18 protein-coding genes are annotated in these 22,483 nt (G+C 43.7%); 6 read left to right on the top strand and 12 right to left on the bottom strand.

Annotation, left to right across the window (positions count from 1 at the left end; translation table 11 throughout):
* Nucleotides 1-117: 117 nt before the first annotated feature.
* Nucleotides 118-585, bottom strand: coding sequence for an SRPBCC family protein (locus ACYQ2C_RS01640; RefSeq protein ID WP_460050907.1), 468 nt, complete (start codon nucleotides 583-585; stop codon nucleotides 118-120).
* A 514-nt stretch (nucleotides 586-1,099) separates the two neighbouring features.
* On the opposite strand from ACYQ2C_RS01640, the gene ACYQ2C_RS01635 reads away from it, so the two are divergent.
* The gene (locus ACYQ2C_RS01635; RefSeq protein WP_460099393.1) at nucleotides 1,100-1,687 is read left to right on the top strand and encodes an AHH domain-containing protein; all 588 of its coding nucleotides are present in this window, start codon (nucleotides 1,100-1,102) and stop codon (nucleotides 1,685-1,687) included.
* 1 nt (nucleotide 1,688) lies between these two features.
* Entirely contained in the window at nucleotides 1,689-2,285 is a 597-nt protein-coding gene (locus ACYQ2C_RS01630) for a hypothetical protein (protein ID WP_460099391.1), read from the top strand.
* Between the two features lie 25 nt (nucleotides 2,286-2,310).
* Here ACYQ2C_RS01630 and ACYQ2C_RS01625 read toward each other — a convergent pair whose 3' ends face one another.
* Together ACYQ2C_RS01625 and accA are read right to left on the bottom strand one after the other, a co-directional pair.
* Entirely contained in the window at nucleotides 2,311-3,351 is a 1,041-nt protein-coding gene (locus ACYQ2C_RS01625; RefSeq protein ID WP_460099388.1) for a hypothetical protein, read from the bottom strand.
* A 615-nt stretch (nucleotides 3,352-3,966) separates the two neighbouring features.
* A complete protein-coding gene (accA, locus tag ACYQ2C_RS01620) occupies nucleotides 3,967-4,914 on the bottom strand; it encodes an acetyl-CoA carboxylase carboxyl transferase subunit alpha (RefSeq protein ID WP_460099385.1) in 948 nt (315 codons plus the stop codon).
* 341 nt (nucleotides 4,915-5,255) lie between these two features.
* Between accA and ACYQ2C_RS01615 the strand changes: the two genes are divergently transcribed.
* Nucleotides 5,256-5,870 (top strand): AHH domain-containing protein, encoded by a 615-nt coding sequence (locus ACYQ2C_RS01615; RefSeq protein ID WP_460099382.1) that lies wholly within the window; start codon nucleotides 5,256-5,258, stop codon nucleotides 5,868-5,870.
* A complete protein-coding gene (locus ACYQ2C_RS01610; protein WP_460099380.1) occupies nucleotides 5,863-6,381 on the top strand; it encodes an imm11 family protein in 519 nt (172 codons plus the stop codon). The genes ACYQ2C_RS01615 and ACYQ2C_RS01610 overlap by 8 nt, the downstream gene beginning before the upstream one ends.
* Nucleotides 6,382-6,487: 106 nt before the next feature.
* Here ACYQ2C_RS01610 and ACYQ2C_RS01605 read toward each other — a convergent pair whose 3' ends face one another.
* The 5 genes from ACYQ2C_RS01605 to ACYQ2C_RS01585 all read right to left on the bottom strand — a co-directional run bounded on the left by ACYQ2C_RS01605 (nucleotide 6,488) and on the right by ACYQ2C_RS01585 (nucleotide 13,741).
* On the bottom strand, nucleotides 6,488-6,940 hold the full coding sequence (locus ACYQ2C_RS01605; RefSeq protein ID WP_460099378.1) for a hypothetical protein: 453 nt from the start codon (nucleotides 6,938-6,940) through the stop codon (nucleotides 6,488-6,490).
* A 375-nt stretch (nucleotides 6,941-7,315) separates the two neighbouring features.
* Nucleotides 7,316-7,576, bottom strand: a complete 261-nt coding sequence (locus ACYQ2C_RS01600; protein WP_460099376.1) for a hypothetical protein — start codon at nucleotides 7,574-7,576, stop codon at nucleotides 7,316-7,318.
* Nucleotides 7,577-7,635: 59 nt separating this feature from the next.
* Entirely contained in the window at nucleotides 7,636-11,253 is a 3,618-nt protein-coding gene (gene dnaE / locus ACYQ2C_RS01595; protein ID WP_460099373.1) for a DNA polymerase III subunit alpha, read from the bottom strand.
* Nucleotides 11,254-11,318: 65 nt separating this feature from the next.
* The gene (locus ACYQ2C_RS01590; RefSeq protein ID WP_460099371.1) at nucleotides 11,319-11,900 is read right to left on the bottom strand and encodes a lytic transglycosylase domain-containing protein; all 582 of its coding nucleotides are present in this window, start codon (nucleotides 11,898-11,900) and stop codon (nucleotides 11,319-11,321) included.
* Between the two features lie 122 nt (nucleotides 11,901-12,022).
* On the bottom strand, nucleotides 12,023-13,741 hold the full coding sequence (locus tag ACYQ2C_RS01585; RefSeq protein WP_460099410.1) for a proline--tRNA ligase: 1,719 nt from the start codon (nucleotides 13,739-13,741) through the stop codon (nucleotides 12,023-12,025).
* Nucleotides 13,742-14,091: 350 nt separating this feature from the next.
* Here ACYQ2C_RS01585 and ACYQ2C_RS01580 point away from each other — a divergent pair, with 350 nt between their 5' ends.
* Complete coding sequence (locus tag ACYQ2C_RS01580) at nucleotides 14,092-14,562, top strand: HIT domain-containing protein (protein ID WP_460050935.1); 471 nt, start codon at nucleotides 14,092-14,094, stop codon at nucleotides 14,560-14,562.
* Nucleotides 14,563-14,741: 179 nt separating this feature from the next.
* Here the strand turns inward: ACYQ2C_RS01580 and ACYQ2C_RS01575 are convergent, their stop codons facing one another.
* Nucleotides 14,742-15,257, bottom strand: coding sequence for a lysozyme inhibitor LprI family protein (locus ACYQ2C_RS01575; protein ID WP_460099367.1), 516 nt, complete (start codon nucleotides 15,255-15,257; stop codon nucleotides 14,742-14,744).
* A 76-nt stretch (nucleotides 15,258-15,333) separates the two neighbouring features.
* On the bottom strand, nucleotides 15,334-16,413 hold the full coding sequence (gene nadA, locus ACYQ2C_RS01570) for a quinolinate synthase NadA (RefSeq protein WP_460050939.1): 1,080 nt from the start codon (nucleotides 16,411-16,413) through the stop codon (nucleotides 15,334-15,336).
* A gap of 620 nt (nucleotides 16,414-17,033) precedes the next feature.
* Between nadA and ACYQ2C_RS01565 the strand changes: the two genes are divergently transcribed.
* A complete protein-coding gene (locus tag ACYQ2C_RS01565; RefSeq protein WP_460099362.1) occupies nucleotides 17,034-17,642 on the top strand; it encodes a DNA-3-methyladenine glycosylase I in 609 nt (202 codons plus the stop codon).
* Nucleotides 17,643-17,919: 277 nt separating this feature from the next.
* On the opposite strand, the gene mdoH is transcribed toward ACYQ2C_RS01565, so the two are convergent.
* Both mdoH and ACYQ2C_RS01555 read right to left on the bottom strand, forming a co-directional pair.
* Nucleotides 17,920-19,962, bottom strand: coding sequence for a glucans biosynthesis glucosyltransferase MdoH (gene mdoH / locus ACYQ2C_RS01560; protein WP_460050943.1), 2,043 nt, complete (start codon nucleotides 19,960-19,962; stop codon nucleotides 17,920-17,922).
* Nucleotides 19,949-21,787, bottom strand: coding sequence for an OpgD/OpgG family glucan biosynthesis protein (locus ACYQ2C_RS01555; RefSeq protein WP_460099359.1), 1,839 nt, complete (start codon nucleotides 21,785-21,787; stop codon nucleotides 19,949-19,951). The genes mdoH and ACYQ2C_RS01555 overlap by 14 nt, the downstream gene beginning before the upstream one ends.
* Between the last annotated feature and the right edge of the window lie 696 nt (nucleotides 21,788-22,483).

The raw sequence follows: 22,483 nt of genomic DNA, 5'->3' as shown, positions 1-22,483 counted from the left end.
ATTTCCAATTTCTTCACAATTTCAATCACTTACCGTTCTTGAAATTGGCGACACATCCTTGTGTCGCGAGAAACTCTTAGTTAATCAGAGTTTCCTTTATTAAGTTAACAACAAAAATCAGTTATAGATTTTCGCCAGCTCATCAAGACCTGCTTGATAAATACCGCTAACAATATTTTGTGCTTCGGCATCGGTTACGCCATTGGCGTGAAAGCGTGAACGCCAGATAAATTCGCTTTTATTGCCTTGTGGTTTTACTTCTACCACACCTTCGTAGTCGGTTAACGGTAAAGGTGCGCTGATGACAATGTATTTGTATTGGTGTTCGGCTTCGTTGGTTTCTACTAGTTGATCAACAATAACACCACCATCGCCTAAAAATAGTGAGCGTACATTGCCGAGTTGGCGACTTTCTTTAACCCCTGGGTGCCAGCGCTCAACGGCGTTAAATGATCCAACCAACGCCCATACGGCGCTAGGTTTTGCATCTAACACAACGGATTTTTTTACTTCTACCCACTCGCCTGCATATACAGAAGAAGCCATTGATAAAGCGGCAGCCGCCAAAACACTGCGAATTTTCATTGTTTCACCTTTGTTATTGTTTTGATAAAACTGAGCTGATTTAACGTTAAAAACTCTTATCACATCATGAAGAAATTATTCAAAGAACTTTAACAGATAACCATTATTAATATTTTTTAATGGTTACTATTCTATAAATAATAACCAGCCTGTCTATCAGACAATAGTTTTGCCACTAAAGAATGAACATACCAAAATCGACTAAGACGATGCTTGAAATATAAGACCGGGCGATAACGTTAAAATGCATACCCGTTCAACAATTAAAACATTCATTAAATATTGATAAATTAGATTTTATAAAATTATAGGAAACTCTGATTAACCTAGAGTTTCCAGCGACACAAGAACGTGTCGCCAATTTCAAGAACGGTAAGTGATTGAAATTGTGAAGAAATTGGAAATCGCATTTTCAATTTCTGTGCTCTGATTAAATCATGGATGAGTTAATCAGAGTCTCTTATAGGAACCTCTGATTAACAATTTAAACCCAACAAAAAAGTCGGGATTGAATATGCCAACCAATAAAGATTTCACGCCGTTTTATTTAAAAGACAAGGTTGACCGAGAAATTGACCGTTTTGCCGCCAAAGCATCACCCACCCAACACGATTTAAATCAAATAACCACCGCAGCCAAGGTTCAAAAAGGTATTGATAACTATCGCGCCAAAGCCAAGAATATGACTTACGATGAGTTTATCAACGAAAAACACCGTTCTAGAAGATTAGCAAAAATGCTCGCGCGCGATGGCGAACCGCGGCCAAACAAACGCTGCGATGCGCATGCTATCGTTTGTGGCGGTCATCATAAGGCTGCTACCATGAGGGCCCTGTTTGCGTCGTTAAAGAGACGCATCGATGATCCTATTAATGGTTGCTGGTTACCTCGCTCAGAGAGCGACAAACCTTATATGCCAGATCATTTAAGAAATGCCGTTGCTCATAATAGAATACATAGAAGAGAATATTTTGAGTGGTTGCGTAATTTGATTCGACCGCTGACGATCAAAACCGACGAAGATCTTGTAAGAACCTTAGCAATGGTTAAAATTAGATTACAAACGTCTGCTTTACCAAACCGAGTTCTACCAAAGGGATGAGATGCTTTATTCTATTTATAACAACGGTAAAAAATACGGTTATTTAGGTTTTGACTGGAAACAAATCATCTCTGAATTTGGTGAGTCAATGGATACCCGTTTTGACGTCAATGAATTTCCACGAAGTTATAAATCACTTTGGAAAACTCCAATTCGCGTTAGCTTTGATGACTGCGAAGGTCTGAACGGTTCTGCAATACCGGATATCGCCGAACACCAAGGCCGTTTATTTTTAAACACCAAAGCCTACGATGCTTTATACGATTTGTTAAAAAACGACGGTGAATTTTTACCCGTGGTTTATGAGCTGGGCGAAGGTTTTATGTTTAACCCGCTGAGTTTGGCGAATTCGCAATCGGATTTAGATTTAAAACTGTGTGTTAAAAACGAATGGGGTGATGTAGAAAATATTACATTTAATGAAGATAACGTTAAACGATTTACGATATTTAAAACCGAATACGACCGTTATTACAGTGTATACTGCCAAGATTGTGTTAAAACTGCCGTTGAGCAATCTGGTTTAAAGGGCGTGATTTTTACGCCCGATTTGGGTAATTATTTAGGTAGCCCTGAAAGCACAGAAGGGTCGAATTAAATTCGACTCCACAGAAATTTATATTTTATTTTACTGTGCCGAAAGGTGATTGTCCTGCTGGTCGAGAGCCGTTTACAATGAGATCGCCATAATCATAACACCATTCAAAATAACCTTTACCACCAGATCCCCACGCAGATATTAATATCGAATCTTTGATAGACTGAGAAACTTTGTAAGCAGTTGGATAATCCTGTGCTTTACAAGCAAATTTTGCATAATTGTTAACATTCCATGGATGAGGAAAGTCTTTAACAACTTGATCAAACCCCACTTTCATTTTCTGCCAATCAGTTTGGCCATCTGTAAACATATCATTCGATTGAGCAGACCAATTTATACGCGCATACAATGTATTAGCAAACTCTTCATCACTTTGATTACTCACAGTCTTTTCAACGTATTGATTTACTAGTTTCGGCGAGCCATACCATCGGGGAGCCAAATAAGTTGCTTTATTAAAATACAGCGGAAAATAATAAGGAAATTTAATAACACCTTCATTGTAAATGGTATCGTATTGATATATCGGCCATTTTTGTGCTAAACCAACATCAAGCATTAAATCATACCACTTAGGATCTAATTTTCCTTGGCCGCTAATTTTTTTGAGTTGATCGTCAGCTTTTACCATATACTCTTGAAATATTTGCCAACCTTCTGGTGTTACGGTATTGGCATATCCTCTTCCTCTCGCTAACCACGCATGACTGACATAATAACCAGCAATGGCAATTTTAGGTGTTATCGAATTCGGTAATTGAGCTTGCCATGCCCTTAGTTGATTGTATTTATAAGTCCATTCGGAATCTGATACTTTGCAATTTTTAGGTATACACGCAGAAATACCTGCATACAATGCAACAAGCATTGGCATACCTTCCATCGATACCAAAGATGGATCATTCCTATATTGATCTGCAAGATCAGATAGTTTTTGAAATTCGCTATCAAAGAGCAAATTTTGGAAAACTAACGCCTCGTCATCTAACGGGCGATCTGCAGCAATTAAATTGTTTGCAACGAGACCAAAAATAAAAAAACTAATTAACCTCAAAATCCTCATGTAATTCTCTCATTTATTTAAATAACTCAGACCAACCACACTATTAAATATTTGTAAATTAAAAAATAATTGAAAAATTTAAAATCTCTGAGATTAAAAAGCTCAAAATATTAAAAGTATCCAATCAGAAGATTATATTTTCGTTTAACCGGCCTACGTGATTTTAAGGTTATAATAATAACGATAAATCAATAATTAACCGTTGATTACATCAAATATTAACTTTATTTTGGCGTCTAAAATTATCTTTGATCATTTATTTAATTGGCTATACACAGATTGCCATATATGCGCAAGTCACACACAATTGCCTGTTGTAAAAAGAAATAATACACATAGCTCTAAAACTCTTTATCGCTATCGCCCTTGCATTCTTCAGAGATGTTTTCCTCAGTCATCTGCTCTTTCCCTAATATCTTGAACCTTTAGTCCATTTCTATCAGGTTGATCGTTCAAGAACAACCAACTTTAGGAAGTGTTTTATAACTTTTTGGTTATGGGTTGTTTTGTATCTATGTCTTTGTAGAGCTCTACAAGACCTTTAGGCAGAAATTTAAAAATGGCAGGCACAAAAAAACCCGCTAGTGCGGGTTTTTTATTGCGAAGGGCTTTAGCTTAGTTGCCGTAGCTCATGAGGCGTTGGTAGCGTTTTTCAAGCAGTTCGTCGATGGGCAGTTCGCAAAGGTTTTGCAGTTGGGCGCTTAGGCGCTCTTTGATGCGATTGGCCATGGCGTCCATGTTGCGGTGGGCACCACCGAGTGGCTCTGGGATGGTTTCGTCAATAATGCCGAGTTCTTCGAGCACTTTTGAGGTTACACCCATGGCTTCTGCTGCTTGGGGAGCTTTTTCGACGGTTTTCCAAATAATGTTGGCGCAACCTTCTGGAGAGATCACAAAGTAGGTGGAGTATTGCAGCATGTTAAGCTGGTCACCTACGCCAATGGCCAAGGCGCCGCCAGATGAGCCTTCGCCAATTACGGTACAGATAATTTGGGTTTTTAGGCGCGACATTACCGCTAGGTTTTGGGCAATGGATTCTGAGATGCCACGTTCTTCTGAATCGATACCGGGATAGGCTCCGGGGGTATCAATAAAGGTAAGAATGGGCATTTTGAAGCGTTCGGCCATTTCCATTAGGCGTAAGGCTTTGCGGTAGCCTTCTGGCTTTGGCATGCCAAAGTTGCGGCTGACTTTTTCGTTTACGCTGCGGCCTTTTTCTTCGCCAATGACCATCACTGGGCGGCCATCTAAGCGACCAACACCGCCGATGATGGCTTTGTCCTCACCAAAGTGGCGGTCACCATGGAGCTCGTCCCAGTCGGTAAAGATGCGCTTGATGTAGTCGCTGCTGTAGGGGCGCTGCGGGTGGCGAGCTACCTTGACGATTTGCCATGGGCTTAGGTCTGAGTATATGTTCTCGGTAAGCTTTTCGCTTTTGTCGCGCAGTTTTGCAATTTCTTCGGTGATGTTCAGGTCGTTGTCTTTGCCAACGAGCTGTAGTTCTTCGATTTTAGCTTCCAGTTCTGCGATGGGCTGTTCAAAATCGAGATAATTTGGATTCATGTTTACCTTGTCTTCGTTTTGTTATGAGCTGCCTTGGGCAGATTCTTAAATCGAGCGCGATGCTTGGTGTCATCGGTAAAAAAGGGCTCGATTTTAGAGGTTTTTACGAGTGATTCAAATGTTTATGTGAATTTTGCGACGGATAGTTTGTTCGAATGAAGGTTCTTTTTCGGTTTTCGTACAAATTTCACTGTAACTCTTCCCCAAAATAAGTTCTTTGAGCGTGTTGTTTTAATCGATCTTGGAATATACCAAACGTTCCAAAATCTGGAGTTTATCAACTTACACGATCAAAACATTCGATACTTTTACATTAGAGCAAAACGAATGGAGAGCATGTTTTGAATCAGATCGATTATATTGAAGTAGACCTGCTGGACTTTAGATTAGGATTGACGGAGCTATTGTCTGCTCACGGTAAAATAGATCAAGAAACCAATAGATTAATCAATACAGTCATCGCAGAGACCAAGTACCGGGCTCAAAAGGAGGCACTAAAAACCTATGTAGAAGAAGGCATTCAAATGAGTCACGCAGACCTAATAAAAGAGGAGCATCGATCAAAAAAACTCGGGGAATTTCTTCAAACTGCGGGATATAGTCGTCCCGATCAAAATTTTGAGGCTCATGCACTGGTTAGTGGAGGCCACAAAAGATCTGTTATCGCTAGGGATATATTGGCACAATTCAACATACGCATTGATGATCCGGCCAATGGATTGTGGTTACCCAATTTCAAAAGAAACCTAAAGTTTTATCCGCAATATCAATATGCTCATAGACCACTTCATAATAAAACCTATTATTTAAATATTACTGCGTGCTTGGAGCAAGCTATGAGTGCATCTCATGCTAGGGCCATTTTACGCCGAGTAGCGCAAGGTTTGATTAACGGAAGCATATCCATCAACAGAAGAATGCGCGCGCGTGAGATTATGGAGTTTGTAAATGGATAGCTCGAATATTTATGTGTTGGAAATCAACTACGACAATTTTAAAAGCTTTTTACCGAAAAATTCGGATGTATCGTTGCGCTGTAAAGGTAAACCTTTGAATTGGAAGGAGCCACTAGAAATAGAAGCCGATGAAGAAGATGTTGGTATGCCAGAGGCGGATATTTCCCTTTTGAATATCGGGTCTTTTGTTATGCGCTGCGGTGTTTTTGACGATTTGTTGTCTGAATTTAAGTCAGACTTTGAATTATTACCTCTTTCTTATAAAGGCCAAGATTATTATTTGTGTAATGTGGTAAATGTGATCGATTGTTTAGATAAAGACCTCAGTAAATTCAATGAATTTGGTGGCGTATCAAAGATTGTTTTTGACTCGTCGAAGATCTCTCGCGAAGGTTTTTTTAAGATACAAGAAGACCATTGCACTTCCATTTATTGCACCGAAAACATTAGAGCGTTATTCACCGATAAGGCAATCTCAGGTGCGGAATTCGATAAACTTGATGTGGTTTAACAACTCTTCTTGCAGTCAATTTTCCAGATTAACTCACACAACATGTCTCTAACCGTTTAGAAATCGGCCTTTATAAACGCATACGAGAATTAAATTTTTGCTTGCTCTAAGTTTCCATGGTTAATTCCAAACTCTCGCCCACGGCGATGGGTTGCCACAGTTGGGTGAGTTGTAGAATGTTTTGTCGAACGGCTTCTATGTCGTGTTCTTGTAGGTTTAGGGGTTCGCAGCGGCGGGCGTTGCAGGTGACTTGGTAGAGGTCGAGCAAGGTTGCAGGTTCGCTGCTCCAACCAGACCAGCCGTCGGCTTGAAAGACTTCAACAAGGCGTTCAACGCCGTTGCTTTCGTCGTCGTACTCGGTTAACGAATCGGGAAGTTCGTTTTCTATCGCCTGCACCACAAACCCCCGTTTATTTAGGGTGTTTTCTACAGCGTAGTGCACCATATCGTGGGGAATAATGCCTTGTTTGGGGCAGTCGATGATTTGTGGTGATGTGTCGTCGCGGTGTATGACCAGCTGGTCGTATTTGTCGGCGCCTTTGGTGAAGATCAATTTCATAAGTTTAGAAATGTGTACCGTTTGGAGTCGATGATTTCAGGAATTCATCTAAATCACTGCACGGAAATTAAATCGATGATTTCCCATTTTTTGTGATTTCAACAACAGCACTGTAATCACTGAATTTCTACAGCCTAGTCACAAAGACGCAAATTAAAGAACATTCCCTCAAAAAATAAACCTAAATTTTGACGAAAGGTAACCGTTGAAGTCATTACGGTGTTAGTTAATTCGGTCTCGTTTTGGTGATTTTATCCAAAAAGAAAACAGACTTAGAACTTCTCGATTATGTTTTGATTTCAATAACTTATCATAATTGGCGTTGAAAGCTCGGCCGGCATTGGAGAAAGTTCTGGATAGAAAAATTTCTTGTCGTTATAGCAACCGAGTAACAGCGTAAATAGCTCCAGCAAGTATGCCAATACCGGTGAATTCGATGAGCAAAGCTTTTGGCCAGCTGCATTTGTCTTGTTCGCGCCACCCTTCCACTGGGAAATAACCCAACGTAATAAGCCGATAAAATACCCAGCCGATAATCCAACCAATGGTTTCTACCCCAAGCTCCCAGGCTAAAAAGTAAAAAAACCGCAAAATATTGAGTATTAACCGCAGTGGTGCATCGAATAGATCTTCCATAATCCCACGATTCTTTTTAAATAAAATTTCAATCAAGCCATCAGCTTTCAATCAAACCATCAGTGATAGAGCAACTCTACGTTTGCACGCCCAAGGGTTTGCACCAAATCGTTAACAAGCTGATCTTCGGGCAATATGCACCAATCGCGGCCCAAACGCATAGAGGCCTTCGCTTCTGGCCGCTGATATTCAATGTACACAGGACAAGTACCTTGGCGATAGGGCTGCAAGCTTTGTTTTAGTAAGTCGGCAAAGTTTGCGGGCAGCTTTTCGGCATCGAGCTTTAAGCGCAAACCACTCACGCCTTCAAGTCGCGCCTGCGCAAGGCTCATCACCTTGTCGGCGCGCATTTTTAGGCTGCCGGAATAGTCGTCGTGACTGACTTGGCCTTCAATGACCAGCAGTGCGTCTTTATCGAGAATTTCGTAGCAGTTTTTGTAAGCATCGGCAAAAACTGCAACCTCAATACGGCCCGAGCGATCATCCAAAGCGACAAACGCCATGGTATCGCCGCGCTTGGTTTTCATGGTTCTGAAGGCAACCACAAGACCAGCGATTTTTTGCGGTTTTTTATCGGGCTGAAGGTCGTTGATTCGCGCAGACACCAACTGTTTGACTTCACTGGCAAACTCATCGATAGGATGACCGGTAAGATACAGGCCGAGAGTGTCCTTTTCGCCTTCTAAGCGCTGTTTGATGGTCCAAGGTGCTGTATTGCGATAATCGGCGTAGACATCGCCGCCGTTATCAGAGCTTGGTACCAAGTCGCCGAATAAGTCCATCATGCCGGAATTGGCATTGGCGGAATTTTGCTCGGCGGTTTGTACGGCATCGCCAAGGGCGGCAAACATAATCGCGCGGTCGTGATCGAGATCGACGCCGGGACCGATGGAGTCTAGCGCACCCGATCGTACCAAGGCTTCTAAAGCACGCTTGTTCACTTTGCGGGGATCGATACGCGAACAGAAATCGAACAAATCGGTAAACGGCCCTTCTTTGCGCGCCTTAATGATGCTTTCGATGGGGCCTTCACCCAACCCTTTAATCGCCCCCAAACCGTAAATAATTTGGTCTTGTTCGTTTACCGTAAATTGAAAATCACCGCTGTTTACATCGGGCGGTAAAGGCGCACGACCCATTTCGCGGCTGGCTTCAATAAAGGTTACCACCTTGTCGGTTTTGTCCATGTCTGAAGACATGGTCGCGGCCATAAACTGACTAGGATAATGGGCCTTAAGCCAAGCAGTTTGGTAAGAAACCACTGCATAGGCCGCCGAGTGCGATTTGTTGAAGCCGTAACCGGCGAACTTTTCTACCAGGTCGAAAATCTTCATAGCCAGCTCTGGGTCAACGTCCTGAGCCTTGGCGCCGTCGGCGAAGGTCGAACGCTGTTTGGCCATTTCTTCGGGTTTTTTCTTACCCATGGCGCGACGCAGCATGTCTGCGCCACCGAGTGTATAACCGGCCAACTCCTGAGCGATCTGCATGACCTGCTCTTGGTAAACAATAACGCCGTAGGTGGGTTTTAGAATGGGTTCGAGCTTTTCGTGCTGATATTTTGCGTCTGGATAGGCAACCTGAGCGCGACCGTGTTTACGATTTACGAAGTCGTCCACCATGCCGGAATCGAGCGGGCCGGGACGAAACAACGCCACTAATGCGATCATGTCTTCGAGGTTATCGGGCTGAAGACGTTTGATCAGGTCTTTCATACCGCGGGATTCTAGCTGGAACACGGCGGTGGTATCGGCGGCTTTGAGCAGCTTAAAAGTCTTCTCATCGTCGAGAGGAATGTGGTTGATGTCGAGATGTGGCTCGCCTTTTTTGGCGCGCTGCACATTGATCATTTTCACCGCCCAATCGATGATGGTGAGCGTACGCAAACCCAAGAAGTCGAACTTCACCAAACCCGCAGATTCAACGTCGTTCTTGTCGTATTGAGTCACCAAGCTGCGACCGTCTTCATCGCAATACAACGGCGCGAAATCGGTCAGTTTGGTTGGCGCGATAACCACACCACCGGCGTGTTTACCTACGTTTCGGGTGATGCCTTCTAACTTTAAGGCCATGTCCCAAATTTCTTGGGCTTGCTCGTCGTTTTCTAAAAACTCACGTAAGACTTCTTCTTGATCAAACGCTTTTTGCAGCTTCATGCCCGGGTCGGCGGGAATCATTTTCGAAAGCTTATCGGCCAAGCCGTATGACTTACCCTGCACTCGCGCCACATCGCGCACCACTGCTTTTGCGGCCATGGTACCGAAGGTAATAATCTGCGAAACCGCATCGCGACCGTAGTTGTCGGCCACGTACGAAATCACCTGATCACGGTTTTCCATACAAAAATCGACGTCGAAGTCAGGCATGGATACACGCTCAGGGTTTAGAAAACGTTCAAACAGTAGATCGTATTGCAGCGGATCAAGGTCGGTAATTTTTTGCGAATAGGCCACCAGCGATCCCGCACCAGAACCCCGCCCCGGCCCCACCGGAATCTCGTGATCTTTGGCCCATTGAATAAAGTCCATAACGATCAAGAAATAACCCGGAAAACCCATTTGCATAATGATGTCGAGCTCGAACTGCAAACGGTCAGTGTAGATTTTCAAACGGTTGGCGTAATCGTGGGCGTGCTTGTCGGGCAGAATGGTTTCTAGGCGCTCGTACAAGCCTTCGTAGGAAATCTTTTGGAAGAATATATTGGTTTTCACCATGGCGCGATAGGCGTCGGTGTCTTCCTTGCCAGTCCAGTTTTGGATCATGGCTTTTTCAGCCCGATGCGACAAATCTTGATAGGTAATGTGCTGGCTGAAAAACGGATCTTGCTCGAAGTTATCGGGAATTGGGTAGTCGGGCAGATAGTAGTTGCCCAGTTCAATATCTAGGTTGCAACGCTTGGCGATTTCTACCGAGTTTTGCAGCGCTTCTGGGATATCGGAAAACAGCTCGGCCATTTCTTCCGGGCTTTTTAGGTACTGTTCTTCCGAGTATCGACGTTCACGTTTGGGGTCATCCAGTGTGCGACCTTCACCAATGCAAACACGCGCTTCGTGATATTCAAACTCTTCACGCTCCAAAAAGCGTACGTCGTTGGTGGCAACCACCGGCACCTGATGTTTTGACGCCAACTCAACGGCGGCGTGCAAATAGTCTTCGTCGCCTTCGCGGTGGGTGCGCTGAATTTCTAGATAAAAACGATCGGGAAAATCCTGCTGCCAGCCTTGCAATAACTCATCGGCTAGGGCGAATTTATCGGATAACAAAGCACGGCCAATATCGCCAAACTTAGCACCCGAAAGCGCAATCACGTCTTCGGTGTGTTCCCTAATCCATTCGCGCTGAACGTAGGCAACGCCTAAGTGTTGGCCGTGCTGATACGCTTTTGAAATCAATTCAATGATGTTTTTGTAGCCCTTGCGCGACATGGCCAAAAGCGTGATTAAGGTAGGTTTACCATCGCCCTGATGAACCCAAAAATCGGCACCACCAATGGGTTTTAAACCTTCTGCCCGTGCCGCCGAGTAGAACTTAATCAAGCCATAAAAGTTACAAACGTCGGTAACTGCTACCGCGGGCATACCCAACTTTGCAGTCTTGGGCATTAGGTTTTTGATACGAACGATACTGTCAACGAGGGAAAATTCGGTGTGTAAACGTAAATGGACGAATTCTGCGGTCATGTTTTGGGTTCCGACACCCTTGCGAGGCGCTGGGTGTCTTGTCTGTGCGTGTCAATTTGAGGGCGTTATTTCCAGCGACTTTGCCAGGCATCCATCACTTTGATGGAGTAACGATAACTACCGTAGCTACCGTTGTAACGGGCCAGCGCTTCGGGCCAGCGACCGTTTTCACGATCTAAATAGTGTTTAAGTATGGTCACACCATAGGTGATATTGGTTTCTATGTCGGTAAGATTGTCTTCGGGGCGGCCAATTTCGTTTTTCCAAAACGGCATTACCTGCATAACACCTTGCGCACCCACGCGAGAAACCGCAAAGCGGTCAAAGTGGCTCTCGACCTCCATCACCGCCAACACTAGAGACGGTTGGATTTCGTGAGCGCTGGCCAGTCGGTGTACCTGTCTGAGAATTTGCAAACGCTCTTTGGGATTGGTCACGAATCGCTCAAGGCGGCCAGACATATCCACCAGCCACACTTCGGCGTCGTATTTATCCAGAAAGCTGTCAGCTTGGGCGATGGTTTGCGTGAGCAGATTGCGCGCTTCAGCATCCACGTCGGAGACGCGCTGCTCAGCCAAGCCTGGCGTTGCCAGTACGGCAAAGCCAATGCTTAAAAGATAAGATTTCCAACGAACGGTATCGAGCATAATCGAAAGAAGTTGTGGGGTTATAAACCCAGTTCAATGTTTGCGAATACGTCGAAGTTTAGCGGATTTAAGCCACCAATAAGCCGAAGCCTTTCAAAGATTAGCTTCGGCTACAGAATCGCTTAACCCAGTGACTTTAAAAACTCTACCACACCGTTGGCAGGGATCTCTTGCTTTTCACCGGTACGGCGGTTTTTGTACTCAACCACACCCGATTCTAGACCGCGATCACCCACGATGATTACGTTTGGAATACCCATTAACTCAGCGTCGGCCAACATAACCCCCAAACGCGCCTTGGCTTCATCCATAAATAATGGATCAAAACCACTGCCTACCAATTGCTCGTACAAGGTTTCACATTGGTTGGTTACGGCTTCGGATTTGTGCATATTGATTGGCACAATGGCAACGTCAAATGGTGCTAAACCGTTCGGCCAAATAATGCCGTTGTCGTCGTGGTTTTGCTCAATGGCAGCGGCGACAATACGAGTCACACCAATGCCGTAGCAACCCATCAACATGGTGGTTTGCTTGCCGTTTTCATCCAGCACGGTTGCGTTCATGGATTTTGAGTATTTATCGCCTAATTGGAAGATATGACCCACTTCAATACCGCGTTTGATTTCTAAAACGCCATCACCGGCAGGACTTGGATCACCGGCAACCACGTTGCGAATATCTTCAACGCGACCAATTTCGATGTCACGCTCCCAGTTGGCGCCACTATAGTGGAAGCCATCTTTATTAGCGCCACACAAGAAATCGGCGCTGGCCGCAGCGGCGCGGTCAACAATCACCGGCATGGTCAAACCTTTAGGGCCAATAGAACCTGGGCTTGCACCAACTGCGGCTTTTACTTCTTCTTCAGAGGCAAACTGCAAGGGCTCGGCGATAATATCAAGCTTCTCGGCTTTAATTTCGTTCAATTCGTGATCGCCACGTAGAACCAAGGCAACCAGAATGTCTTCGTCAGTTTCGAGGTTTTTGCCTCTGACAATCAAGGTTTTTAACACCTTGCTGTTGTCTACACCAAACAATTGCGCTACGTCTTCAACGGTTTTAGCGCCCGGCGTAGCCACTTCGGTAAAGGTTTCGGTGGCAACACCACGCTCACCCGGTGACACCGCTTCGGCCAGCTCTACGTTTGCGGTGTATTGGCCACCGGTACTGAAGGCGATATCGTCTTCACCGCTGTCGGCTAGTACGTGGAATTCATGGGAACCCGAACCACCAATAGAACCGTTATCGGCTGCAACTGGACGGTAATCTAAGCCAAGGCGATCAAAAATACGGCAATACGCGATGTGCATATCGTCGTAGGTTTGCTGCAAGCTTTCTTGATTAATATGGAACGAATAGGCGTCTTTCATAATGAATTCACGCGAGCGCATTACGCCAAAACGTGGACGGGTTTCGTCGCGGAATTTGGTTTGAATCTGGTAGAAGTTTGCGGGCAAATTTTTGTAGCTTTTGATTTCAACGCGCGCGAGATCGGTAATAACTTCTTCGTGAGTTGGGCCAAGACAGAACTCATTGGTGTGACGATCTTTAAAGCGCAACAACTCGCCGCCGTATTCTTGCCAGCGACCGGTTTCTTGCCACAATTCCGCAGGCTGCACCATAGGCATTAACAGCTCCTGAGAGCCCGCGCGGTTCATTTCTTCACGAACAATGTGTTCGACTTTACGCAATACTTTTAGGCCCAATGGCAACCAGTTGTATAGGCCCGCGGCCATTTTGCGGATAAGTCCGGCACGTAGCATCAGCTGGTGGCTAACTACAACGGCATCGGCTGGAGTTTCTTTTTGGGTAGCAATTAGAAATCGGCTGGCACGCATGTCTGGAGAAAAACCTTTATAAAAGAGTCTGTTAATAACTGCCGCTAGCAACTAACAACCCTAATATTGGCTGATAATTCGGCGAGTGATTTATATAAAAACCGCGTATTCTATTGGTCATGTGCGAAACTGCCTAGAGGTTATTTTGGAAATAAAAACTTCTCAGTAATTACCGGCAGTTACTGGGGACACCAATCCCATCGTCTGGTAAGTTAGAAACAGTAAAAGCCGCAAGGGCATGAACACAAAACAAGCAAAGCTCTGGGACCAAAAACGCAAAGATGGTCCGTCGACTTTGTTGATTTAGGCCCATACTGATACAGTTGGGCAGACAATAATAAGGATTCGCTATGTTTAAACTCGACCCCATTTTAGAAAGTGATACCGTACTCATTGGCCACTTTTCCTTAAGCTTGGTGTTACTGAACAAAGATGCAAACTACCCTTGGTGCATTTTGGTTCCACAAAAATCCAACGTTCGCGAGATTTACCAACTCGATGAAAAAGACCGCGCTCAGCTTGTTAACGAGTCGTGCACACTTTCAGAAGCTATGGTTGCCTTATTTGCACCAGATAAAATGAACGTGGCCGCACTTGGCAACATGGTGCCGCAACTACACTTGCACCACATTGCTCGCTATAAAAAAGACGCCGCCTGGCCTTCGCCAATTTGGGGTGCGGTTTCAGCCAAACCTTATGAAGAAGACAAGCTCGCAGAAGTTGTCTCGAAACTGCGCAGCGCTCTTTCTGGCGATGACTTTATCATCAGCGATGAAGTTCCAGAGCCTACCTCTACCTTTAGCCAAACCATCGAGACCTGAGTTCTTTCTCGTCGGTTCCGGCAAATAAAAAGGGGAATTCCAAACTGGAACTCCCCTTTTTGCTAATGAGCCTTGTTTACTGATAAGCCTTGTAACACATCGAGCACATCATTGATGAATTAGAACTTATGATGAATTAGAACCTCTGTCAGTCGGCTCTATAACTACTCATTACATTCTCAGAATTCCGGCCTTGGAACTAGGCTTGAGTCCAGCGTGGTCAAGAAACTTTTCCAAATCTCAAAGGTGCGTTGCTGGGTGAGCTCTTTTTTGCAATTTACCGCCATCACGCCGCGAATAGTGCCTTCACGCCACTGGTTGTAGACCGATTCACAATGGGCTTGCTGATAAGCCAACCATTGTTGTTGCGCGATCTTTATACCCTCAACAACTACCGGATCACGCTTCTGAAGTATCAGCGCTTTCTCTAAATAAAATTCCATTTGCTGCTCAGCCGCTGACAACTCAATTTGCGCACAACGATTTAAATCCACCGTGGTTATCGCGTTTTGGCAATCAAGTTCTGCGTTGTTTTGTGCTAATACCAACGGTGCTGTGCTTGGTGCCTTCGCTGGGGATACTTGTGCAGATTCTTCAGAAACCGCTGCGCAGGCTTGTAGCCCCAAACCCATCGATAAAAATACCAGTGCCGGGAAAAATCTGAATGAAAATTTCTTGAATGTGGAATGCTGCATCTTTTCTCCTAGTAAAATCGCCAATAAAAAAGCCGAGCAAGTGCCCGGCTTTTTGACGTTGAATGTGCCTTTTGGTTTAGGCCATTGCCGATTTTTGAGATTTCTCTACCGAAAAATTCAACATACGCGTTAGCGGTTTCATGGCGCGCTCACCTAATTCGGGATCAACAAAAATCTCGTTATTGCCGGTTTCTAGAACCTGCACAATGCTTTCTAACGAGTTCATCGCCATCCACGGGCAATTAGCGCAGCTACGGCAGGTCGCACCGCTACCAGCGGTAGGCGCAATGATAAACTCCTTATCTGGGCACAGCTGCTGCATTTTATAGAAAATGCCTTGATCGGTGGCCACAATAAACTGCTGCTTGTCCATGGTTTGCGCGGCCTTAATAAGCTGCGAGGTAGAACCGGCAACATCGGCCAAATCAATCACCGCCGCTGGCGATTCAGGATGCACAAGCACAGCCGCATCTGGGTAAAGCTTTTTAAGGTCTTCAACACCCTTTGCTTTAAACTCTTCGTGAACAATACAAGCACCGTCCCACAGCAATACATCTGCACCGGTTTTACGTGTCACGTAATCACCAAGGTGCTTATCGGGTGCCCAAATGATTTTCTCACCGCAAGAGTCTAGATAATCGATAACATCTACGGCAATGCTTGAAGTCACAACCCAATCGGCACGGGCTTTAACCGCCGCCGATGTGTTTGCGTAAACCACAACGGTGCGATCTGGGTGCTGATCACAAAACGCTGAGAACTCATCCACCGGGCAACCAATGTCCAAAGAACAGGTCGCTTCAAGCGTTGGCATAAGAACTTTTTTGTGCGGCGTTAAAATCTTAGCGGTTTCACCCATAAATTTAACACCGGCAACAATCAAGGTTTCTGCCGGATGTTCTTTACCAAAACGCGCCATTTCTAACGAATCAGATACACAACCACCGGTTTGCTCAGCCAGCGCCTGAATGAGAGGATCGGTGTAGTAGTGTGCCACCAAAACCGCGTTTTTATCGGCCAAAAGTTGCTTGATCTTTGCAGTGTATTGATCAATTTGCGCTTGATCGAGAGACTCTGGCTTAGATTGCGCCAAAAAATCCTGCACAAAGGCGCGCGATTCTTGGTTCGCAGCATTGTTCTCAGGCTTAGAGTTCAAGATTGTTACCTCCGAGCGTCATCCAGTGTGACGAAATGAACATGACTCCCGATTATACCTCACTTCGGTTTTTTTGGCCTAGCATGTCGGGATGAGCACGTAAAACCTATGCTGAAGCCTGGTTTCACCCAGAGTTTATGGTGATATTCATCATTAGTTTTAAAACTTATTAGCATCAGTAACCTAACCATACGCTGCTCTAAATTCACCCGCCAGACCAAGCATATGACCCGGCAAAAAGCAGAATAAATAGCCAATATCAGCAACAAAAACAGCGTTTTGCGCAGTAAGACACAGTTCAAGTATCGAAAAACCCATATACTGTATATATATACAGTATCGCCATGAAACGATACTAAACACACTTAATATGCTCAAATTGCGCCCTAAGTGAGTTAAATATAAACTGATTTTTAATAATTATGGATTTTAACCACCAAACTTAGTACAAAAAACATTCTTAAATACAAAAACCTCTTACGGGTAATCTGGCGATACCACCCAAAGTTCGAAAAAGGTCTAAAACATATTTTACCTTTTCGATCTTTCGTAAAATCATCCATGAGTTACCCTAAAAACCTGAGCAAATACATTCACAACAACTCTAAAAAAGGTGAAAAATGTCTGAAGTATTCATTGGCCCTGATAAAAAACCGCGTTGCGCATGGTGTGGCTCTGCACCAGACATTTTTATTGATTATCACGATAACGAATGGGGCTTTCCCGTTGACGATGATCAACGGTTATTCGAGAAAATCTGCCTTGAAGGATTTCAATCGGGCTTAAGCTGGCGAACCATTTTGGTAAAGCGCGAAAACTTTCGCGAAGCTTTTAAACAATTCGACTTTAATAAAGTCGCTAAATTTACTGAAAAAGACATCGAAAAATTACTGCAAAACGAAGGTATAGTTCGCCACAAAGGCAAAATAGAAGCGGTAATTAACAACGCCAAATGCGCACAAGAAATGGTAAAAACCGAAGGCTCACTGGCAAAATTCTTCTGGCAATTTGAACCAGATCCAAACACCCTACCCGCCCCACAAACTCAATCGGTATCGGATGGATCAAAAGAATTGTCGAAAATATTAAAAAAACGCGGCTGGAAATTTGTAGGCCCAACAACCGTATACTCGTTTTTTCAAGCCATGGGCTTAATCAACGACCACAGCGAAGAATGCATAACTCGCAAAAAAATCGACCAAGCTAAAAAGAAATTTAAAAGACCTTAAGTGTGATGAATTTTTAATAGGCACACTAAGTAATTTTTTTAATGGAGAAATTATTAGGGAGTTTTGGTTATTTTTGTGAATGGAATTTGATGGTAATAATTAAAACACGTTGCGCAATCTTTTATAAGGCTAACTGCTGATTCGGTTTGATAGTTGCAATACCCAGTAACAATACCTAGCAACAATACCCAGTAAAAATACTTACCAATAACACCTAATATTATCCAGTAGCAACACATCCTTGTGTTGTTTGTCACTCGGGTGGTACGGAGTTTTATTAGGTAATATTAATTGCCGGTACGAGTGTGGGTTCTTTCCCAAAATTTTGGGATTTCATTTCTACCGGTGTTTCTGGTGGTAGACGTGGAATTAAGTACACTTGATTGGCATTTTGGTTTAGTTCCATTTTTTCGTGGAGTTCTGCTAGGTTTTTACGCATTTCTACCAGCGCTTGTGGATTTACCACTTCCGAAGGCACTGCAAAAATTCGATGTTTTTGTAAAAACAAGCCTAGTTCATTACTGCTGGAATAACGAATAATGGCGGGTGCTAAAACTAAGCCAAGTAATACTGGTAACAACCACCAGAAAAATACCGGCGTGTAGTAGGCAGTAACGCTACCCCAAATAAGCGCAACGGTTAAACCCAAACCTGTTCTGCGAAATGCTTCTCGCCAAGCCACAACTCGACCTTCGCGTGATTGCGCATCCCAGCTGATTTTAAATCCACAAAAGGTTGCAACCACAAAACTTGCATGAAAGACCATCATTATTGGCGCGATTAGAATAGCAAAAACAATTTCTAAACCTGCACTTAAAAATAATTTAAGGTGACCGCCAAAGCTTTTGTGATTATCCATGCTGGTAATAATTAGGGCCATAAATTTAGGCAACAGCAACATGCACGTGGTTAAAAACAACAATGAGAAAATCAACTCGGTTTTTGCGACTGGCCAGTTGGGAAACAATTGATAACTGGCGGTAAAAAATTGAGTTTCGGTAACCGATCGAACAATGGCATCAACACTACTTAGGGCAAGCATTACCAACCATATTAATGAACTGATATAGGCGAGCGCGCCAAACAGAAAATGACACTTGCTCATCAAAGTTGAGCGATGCATTCCTAATAAAGCGAGATGCTGTAAATTACCTTGAATCCAACGTCTGTCGCGGGTGGCGTAATCTAAAATATTGCTAGGAACTTCTTCGAAGCTGCCTTTTAGATCTGGCAATAAAATTACGTCCCAACCAGCGCGGCGCAATAACGCCGCTTCAACAAAGTCGTGGCTTAAAATGTCGCCACCAAAGGGAGCTTTTCCTGGCAATCTCGGTAATCCGCAACAATCGATGAATGCATTGACACGAATGATTGCGTTGTGTCCCCAATAGTTGGCGTTATCGGTCTGCCAAAAAGCCAAACCGCTGGCCAACATAGGGCTGCAAAGCTCTGCGGCGAACTGCAAAAAACGACCAAAAAAAGTGGTTTGGCGCACAGGCATAGGAACGGTTTGAATTAAGCCAACGCCGGTATTTTTCTCTAATTCTGCGGCCATGCGAACCATACAATCACCGGTCATAATGCTGTCGGCGTCCAGTACAATCATAGCCTCGTATTGGGTGCCCCAACGCTCGCAAAAGTCCTTTAAATTACCTACTTTCTTTTCGGTATTTTTAACGCGATTACGATAAAAAATATGTTTTGAAAGCGCACCTAAACGTTTGGTTAAAATTTTCCAAGCTTGCAGCTCGGCAACTCGAATTTTCGGGTCTTGGGTGTCACTTAATAAAAAGAAATCAAACTTACCGAGTTGCCCCGTTGTTTCGAGCGAACGCAGAGTTGTCTCAAAACCGGCAAGAACTCGTACGGTATCTTCATTATAAACCGGCATCACAACGGCTGTTCTGAAGTTCTCAGAAGGCAATAGCTTTGCACGATTGTCGTCGTAAAAATTCGACTCTAAGCTTGTTGCAGAACTGCTATCACTAAAAATGGCCTGCTTTTTAAGAGTAAGCGGATCAATTTTAAAGAGTTTTACAAGAAAACCTGCAAAACCACTCCAAAATGCTGTTGTAATCCAAATAAAAGAAAAACTGAATAAAACCAGCAAACATAATTCGAGTGCTGTTGTGCCGTTTGCCCGCAAGATGTCGAACATCATGCCAACACCTGCGATTGAAGTTAAGATCACGGCAATAAAAAACCCCAACATGCGCGTGCGCTTAAAAGGCAAACTGTAGGTTGTTCGCGTAGGAGCGTCTTGATCGGCTACCGAGGAATTTTTAAGTGCATATTCGATGGTATTTTTACTGTATTGCATTTGGACTCCAGACATAGTTCCAAACTTCACTGACGCGTTTACCATGAAGTATTAAATTTAATCGCATATCAATAGCGTCTTGATTTTGAGGACTGACTTTAAACATTACCCGCCAACGATTTTCGTTAGGGAGTTTTTTAACGCTAACATCTTTCGCACTACCGCCATTTAATTCCAGGTTAACATTAACCGGCCAATCGGCATTGAGGTGGTTGGTTTCTGGGAAAACAAAGTCCACCAAAAATTGACGATGTGCCTTAGGCGGTGGATTATCTTGTCCTGGAATTGCCGCCCAACCGATACGCGTTTTTTCGACGTAAGCACTTTGAAAGTTTTTGGGAAATTCATTAAAGGTTGATAACCGATAAGAAAATTCCATCGATTCGCCCGCTTTAACCGGTTGCTTAGGCACCCAATAAGCAACAATATTATCGTTGGTTTCGCTGTTGGTGGGAATTTCCACCAACTCCACACGGCCTTCGCCCCAATCGCCTTTGGGTTCAATCCATAAACTCGGTCTGTATTCGTAATGGGCTTCTGTGTCTAAATAATTTTCACTGTCGCGATCACGTTGTGCCAAACCAAATCCGCGAACGTTATTTAAACCCGAAGAGGTTATTCCTAATTGCTTAGGGTTTCTGAGCGGACGCCAAATCCACTCACCGTTTTGAGTTAAAATTTGTAAGCCGTCAGAATCGTGAACTTCAGGTCGAAAATCATCGTAAAAACGCGTTTTATTCTCGCCAAACAAAAACATACTGGTTAAAGGCGCAACACCTAGTTTTTTTATGTCTGATCGAAAAAATAAAGTCGAGCGTACGTCAATAATGGTATTCACTTCGGGATGGATCGTGAATTTATAGGCGCCTGTAACCGATGGGCTATCTAGCAAAGCCACTACTTGCAGTTGGTTCGACGGAGTACCTGAGTTATCCGAATTTTCTGTCTTTGGTTTTTTCAGCCAAAATTCTTTAAACGTTGGAAATTCTTCACCGCTCAACTCGCCCGTATCAACAGCTAAACCTCTAGCAGAAATACCGTAATTTTGTCCGGGGCCTACTGGACGAAAATAAGATGCGCCTTGAAACACAATAATTTCGTCTTTGTATTGTTTAGAGTTCAATGGGTAATGAATTCTAAAACCTGCAAAACCTACATCGTTATTAGAATCTAAGGTCAGATTTTCAGCTTCGCGCTCGTACAAAAAATATTGTGGATCAAAATTTAAATGCTGATGAACGGAATATTCATCAACTAAATTGATGCCAACAGGATGTTTGTATAAAAAGCCGGGATGAAATAACTGTATTTCAAAGTCGGATTCATTTTTCCATATGGATTTTTCTGGGTTATAGCGAATAGATCGATATTGCTGGTAATTTAATTGATCTAAGCTCGCCGGTAAGGTATTGGCGTCGGCCACATAACTCTTACTGGCGAGATCACGTGCGCGATTTACCACGAGATCGTATAAAACTTGATGACTGTCTGGACGATCGCCGTTTTTTAGTTCTTTAATTTTTTGATCTTGCGCAGACACAGGTCCCGGCAGCACAGCAGACTCAGCGGAAGTACTGACAGGAGCGGAACCAGACTCCACAGCTGGAATATCATTCGCTTCATTAATGGGCTTAGTAGAAGCCTCCGCATTGCTCGTTGGCTCATTGGTTTGCGGCGACACACTAACTTCAATGCGAGCTTTCGGCTCGGCTACTTTAACAGTTTGCTCGTTCGCTGCGTCTTGCGCATATACCGAAGTAAATCCAACCGTTGAAACTGCAAGCGCCAACCATGAGCGCTTGTTACACAAACACTGTTTGTTCATACCTTGTGTTCACTTAATTAATTGATAGCTAGGAGTGCCGTATCGAAATGTTTTTTTGCAACAACGAAGGTGCTTCTTCTTTAAGTACATTTTCGATAACAAGAGCCTTGTTAAAATTACAAATCACTTTGTAAGTGAGCTCTTGAAACTCTGCCAAACCTATTTTTTGTTAGGAATTTTTATGAATGAGTGTGATCTAGTCACCAATTTTGCCCACCAGTGGAACACTCGTATATTCTAGAGCAAAAGATCTGCCAACTAAAATGAAGTAACCCGGGGTGATAGTGTGATTTGAAAAACAATTCTAGAAAAAATCCTTAAGAATACTGTTAATTTTTATTAATCAGACAACTAATAAAAAGTTCAGCCAAACGGAAGCCGAGTTAACTCGTTACCATTAAATAACATTCCGTTTTTGGATACAGCCAACAGTAAACACATAGAATGAAGCAGCAATAGTCTAAGGAAAAAACTGCTATAAAAAGGTACATACCGATCTCAAGAACAGAAAAAATCGATGTTTTACAGGTATAGCAGACGCAAGAAGTTGCGGGCGCCTTATTATCATAGTGCAAGTTATAAAGCTATAGAGCGCATATATAAACTACTAAAATTTACAAATTAACAATGCGGTCTGGGTAAGAACTCATCACCCAGAGCGGGTATTTGATTATCGCCTAATTTGAGCATAGGCGA

It is taken from the genome of Sessilibacter sp. MAH3 (assembly GCF_054658275.1).
This window is presented reverse-complemented; position numbering and strand designations above follow the sequence as displayed.